At 73.3% G+C, this 4353-nt stretch carries 3 protein-coding genes; 1 reads left to right on the top strand and 2 read right to left on the bottom strand.

The features are described from left to right. Both ACRDP3_RS10495 and ACRDP3_RS10490 read right to left on the bottom strand, forming a co-directional pair. A partial coding sequence (locus tag ACRDP3_RS10495) for a tetratricopeptide repeat protein (protein ID WP_431516602.1) occupies positions 1-2360 on the bottom strand: 2360 nt, incomplete at its 3' end. Beyond that, positions 2357-3928 carry a trypsin-like peptidase domain-containing protein gene (locus ACRDP3_RS10490; RefSeq protein ID WP_431516601.1) on the bottom strand — a complete coding sequence of 524 codons (1572 nt, stop codon included), beginning with the start codon at positions 3926-3928 and terminating at the stop codon, positions 2357-2359. The genes ACRDP3_RS10495 and ACRDP3_RS10490, both read right to left, overlap by 4 nt. Before the next feature lie 94 nt (positions 3929-4022). On the opposite strand from ACRDP3_RS10490, the gene ACRDP3_RS10485 reads away from it, so the two are divergent. Beyond that, the coding region (locus ACRDP3_RS10485; RefSeq protein ID WP_431516600.1) for a trypco2 family protein at positions 4023-4353 on the top strand (331 nt) is incomplete at its 3' end.

Genomic DNA, 4353 nt, shown 5'->3' with positions numbered 1-4353 from the left:
TGCCCGGACCCCGGGCCGGACCGGCCCGCGGCGGCCGCCGGTTGTCCGGGCAGCTCCCTGGACCGCCACGCCGGCGGCGGGCCGAGCAGGTCCGGGTAGTGCGGTGCTTCCGAGGCCGGTCCGGTTGCCGGGCCTTCCTCCGGACCGGCAAGGAGACCGCCGTCGGCCTCCGCCCGGTAGAGCATGTCGAGGGCCCACTCCAGCAGTTCCGCGCGCAGCCGCAACTGCGGGTCCCCGGCCGGTACCACGTCCGGGTTGGGCGACCGGTTCTTGCAGGCCTCGGCCAGCCGCAGCTGCGCGTCGCGCAGGTCCGCGAGGGTGGGCAGCTGCTCCTGCCCGTCGGCGGTCGCCAGCCGGGCCGCCCGTACCCGCAATGCCGCGACCCGGGCGGCGGTGTGGCCCCTGGCCTCCTCCGGCACCTGGTCCAGGATGCCGATGGCTTCCGCCCGCGCGCCACGGGCGAGGGCGAGCCGGGCGAGTCCGAAGGCAGCGCTGCCGTGCGCGGGGTTGCGCAGCCATACGGCCTGGTACAGCTCCGCGGCGCTGGGGTGCCGGACCGCGGCGGTGGCGGGCAACCGCTCGGTGCAGTAGGCCACCGCCAGCTTGGGCGCGTATTCGCCGGGCATCGCGTTCATCACCGTGGTGAAGTGGCGTCGTGCCCGGTTGAGCTGGGCCAGCTCCCGGCGCTGGTCCCCGGCCGAGTGAGCGCTTTCCGACCGCGCCAGTGCGAGCAGACCGCTGTGCCAGGCGACCCGCCAGCACGACAGCGTGGCACCGGCGCCCAGTATCCGTACCCCTGCGGCCAGTTCGCGGTCCGCCGCCTCCAGCGGCTCCCGCCCGTCCAGGCTCAGCAGCCGCCGTACGTTGTGGAAACAGACCTCGGCGGAGGGCTGTTCCGGCAGCTGCCTGAGCACCTGGTCCGGGCTGTAGGAGGCCAGCCCGAAGATCTCCGCCCGCGGATCGTTCGGGTGGGGCAGCGGTACGGGCAGGCCGAGCGCGACCGTACCCGCCGACGGCACGGCCGGGTCCAGCGGCGGTGAGGCGGGTGGCTCGGTACGCGCGGGGGCCTTGCGGTCCAGCCAGTGCTCGATGGGCGGGATGCCGCCCAGATCGTGACCGAGCAGCGTGGGGGAGGGAAGGAAATAGCGGGACGGCTCGGGCCGGTCCCGGCTGCCCCGCAGCGCACGGATCTCCCGCAGCGCGCCGCGCAGTTGCCCGGCCATCTCCCGGGCGGAGGAGAAGCGGCGCTCGGCGACGGGATGTGTGGCCCGCTCCAGCACCCGCCGGAAGGAGGTGATGCCGAGCCCGGGCACGTCGCTGACGGCGTAGTCGGCGAGCTCTTCGAGGGTACGCCCGACGGTGTGCAGGTCGTGGGCGACCGTCGGGCGGGTCTCCCGCACCTCCGGCGCCGCGTACCGCTCGGTGACGACCAGGTCGGTCTCCCGGTCACCGGCGGAGCGGACCGCGCCCAGATCGATGATCTTGATCTGGTCGTGGAAGTGCATGACGTTCGACGGCTTCATGTCGACATAGACGAGCCCGTTGTCGTGCAGATGGGTGAGCGCGTCGAGGATCAAGTAGCCGTAGGTGACGACGTGTTCGATGTCGAGTGGGGTGCCCAGCGGGAGCTTGCCCTGGCGGGTGCGGGTGATGATGTCGTGCAGTGTGCTGCGGCCCACGTACTCCATCACGATGTAGTGGGTGGGCGGCTCGCTCCGCCTACCGTTTCCCGCCGCGGCGCCCGCGGTCTTCGCGTTGCCGGTGGGCTGGTGGCGCACGAAATCCAGGATCCGCACGATGCCGCGGTGGTTGAGGGCGATCAAATGGCGGCGTTCCTTCTCCGCCAGCCGGGCCAGGCGCTCGTTGTGCCGGTTGAGCAGCCCCTTGACGGCGACGTGATTGGGGCTGAGGTGTTTGTCGGCGGCGAGGTGCACCCAGCCCTGCCCGCCGTGCGCGATGAAGCCGCGCACCTCATACTGGTCGTGCAGCAACTCGCCCTGCCTGAGCGGCGATACGAAGGAGAAGGGCACCCCGCACTCGGGGCACCACCCCTCGTCCGGCACGGGCTCCTGCACCAGAGGAGGGGCTATCAGCGCCCGGCACGCCTCGTTGCCGCACACGCGTGCGTGGCGCGGGAGCCTGCCGTTGGGCTCGAGAAGTTCGGCCGGGTCGGCGGGCGGTTCCAGGGACGGAAGGGCCAGCGGCTCTGCGGCACCGGGCCCGTGATCGCCCGTGCCCCGCGGAATCGGCCGCGCCGTGCGGCTTCGCCCGCAGGTGTCGCAGTAACCGGTCGTCAGGACCTGGCCTGTGCAGCGGACGCCGGTGAAGCGCCGGTGGGGGCAGTCGCCGTGGGCCTTCATGCCTGTCCTCCCGGCTCGGTGTTCTCCGCGTCCGGTCCAGGCCCCGGTCGCCGGCGGGCGATATCCGCGTACAACTGGTCGACCAGTTGCCGCAGTCCCCGCAGCCGGCGGGCCGGGTCCGGCTCCATGCCCAGCCGCACGGGCCGGAGCGCCCGCTCCACGGCCACTTCCGGGACCCGGCTTGTGCCGGGGGCCGGCGGGCGGCGGCGGGCCTCGCGTTCGAGGCCGAGGAGTATGTCGATCAGCGCGGCCGCCGTCTCCCGCAGGGCCGGCGCCAGCAGCTCCCGCGCCGCATGGCTCCAGACGCTGCCGCTGTCGTGGTGACAGACGGCGAGCACCCGGCAGCCCATCTCGCGGAGCCGCACCAGGAGGCCGACGAGTTCGTGGGGTTCGGTGGCGACGTCGACACCGTGGACGGCGACGGTGAGGGAGAAGCCCGGTGCCTCGCCGCCGTCGTCCCGCGCGCTCCGCGCGCCTGGCGCGTCCTCTCCGCCGGCGGACCGGGGGGCCGCGTCCGGAAGGCCGGGTGGCGCACCCTGTCCGTCGGCGAGCCAGCCGCGCAGCCCGTCCTCGTACGAATCGGGCAGGCCGAGCCGCGTCAGCAACGCCCCCCGCACCTCCTGGGTGCTGCGCCCCGCGGCGTCCAGGGCGAGGTCCACGCCCTCCAGGGACTCCCGTACGGCTAAGTCACGGCGCTGGTCGCCACCCGTCGCCACCAGCAGGGCGGCCGGGCGCGGCAGCGTGCTCTCCTCGTCCAGCCACTCGCCCAGCTCGCGGGCGACCTTGGGGTCCGGAGTGAACGCAGGGCCGAGGTGGGGGTTTTGCGGGATGCTCAGCGAGGTGTCCCGTGCGGGCGCACCCGCGGCGTAGCGCCGAAGCCTGGGGATCAGCTTGACGATCTGGTCCGTCGGAATCATGTAGCCGTGCCGCTGCCGCTCTTCGGCGGGCAGCTTGGCCAGGTCGTGGTAGCGGCTCACCACCATGCCCAGGACGATGCTCTGCGGTGCGGAGCCGCGGTGTCCGTCCAGCCCGGCCGAGTCGATGACGGCCGCGCCGCTGAACCCGGGGCGGATCGCCTCGCTGGCGTCCGGCGGTTTGAGCTGGAGCAACGCCGCGCCGTGCGGGTTCCGGATCTCCGCCTCGACACTGGTGCCCGCGTCCTGACGCTCCGGATAGCCGCACATCCAGACCCTCCGGCCCCGGTAGGGGAGGGCGAGGCTCAGCGGAGCGGCGTGCGCTTCCGGGCGCGGCGGGTCGAGTTCGAGCAGTGCGACGTCGCCGCCCGGCCACCGTCCGTTGGGGCCGCTGGTCGCGGGGTGCCAGCCGTCCTCCACCACGGTCGCGGTGGTGGAGGGGATGGCGTCGGTCTCGGGAAACTCCACGATCAGCCGGGCGTTCCGGTCCGGCAGCACGTGCGCGCAGGTCAGCACCAGCTGATCCGGCAGCAGGATGCCGGCTCCCAGGACCTCGTCACCCGCCTTGACGCCCTGTCGCCCGTCGCAGAGGCGAAGCCGCCAACTCGCCCGCACGGAGGGCGATGGGTCGACTCCGTTGTGTTGATCCCCCATGTGGCGCGAGCATACGCGGTGCGGACCGGGTTCCCTAGACTCGTTGCTCAGAAAACATGTGACGCGGAATCAAGTGAGGGAGAGGGCGGACACGTTGGGCGCAGGGGACGCGGAGACCGAGGACGGAACGGTGTGGCTGGCGGACGCCATCGAGCTGGTGCGCCGCGAACTCGACGCCGCGCAGCGCGAGGGAGAGGGCAGCGCCTGGCGGTTCACGGTGGAGAGGGTCAGCCTGGAGTTCGCGGTGCAGTTCCACCGCGCGGGCGACGGGCACGCGGGGCTGCGGCTCGGCGTGGTGGAAGCGCGGCTCGGCGGCTCCGCGAGCCGGGACACCACGCACCGCATCAACGTCGAGCTGCAGCCCTACGGTGACGCCGGCCGGATGCCGGTCTCGCGCGGCGAACACGCCCCGGACGGCGGTGAGC

The sequence above is a fragment of the Streptomyces sp. genome (genome assembly GCF_050698815.1).
In the GTDB taxonomy this organism is placed as follows: domain Bacteria; phylum Actinomycetota; class Actinomycetes; order Streptomycetales; family Streptomycetaceae; genus Streptomyces.
Note: the sequence above shows the minus strand (reverse complement) of the source record. Positions and strands in the feature narration are given on the sequence as shown.

Excerpts from the sequence above, each read along its gene's own strand:
- ACRDP3_RS10490 (WP_431516601.1), bottom strand. The coding sequence starts at position 3,928 with ATGGGGGATCAACACAACGGAGTCGACCCATCGCCCTCCGTGCGGGCG.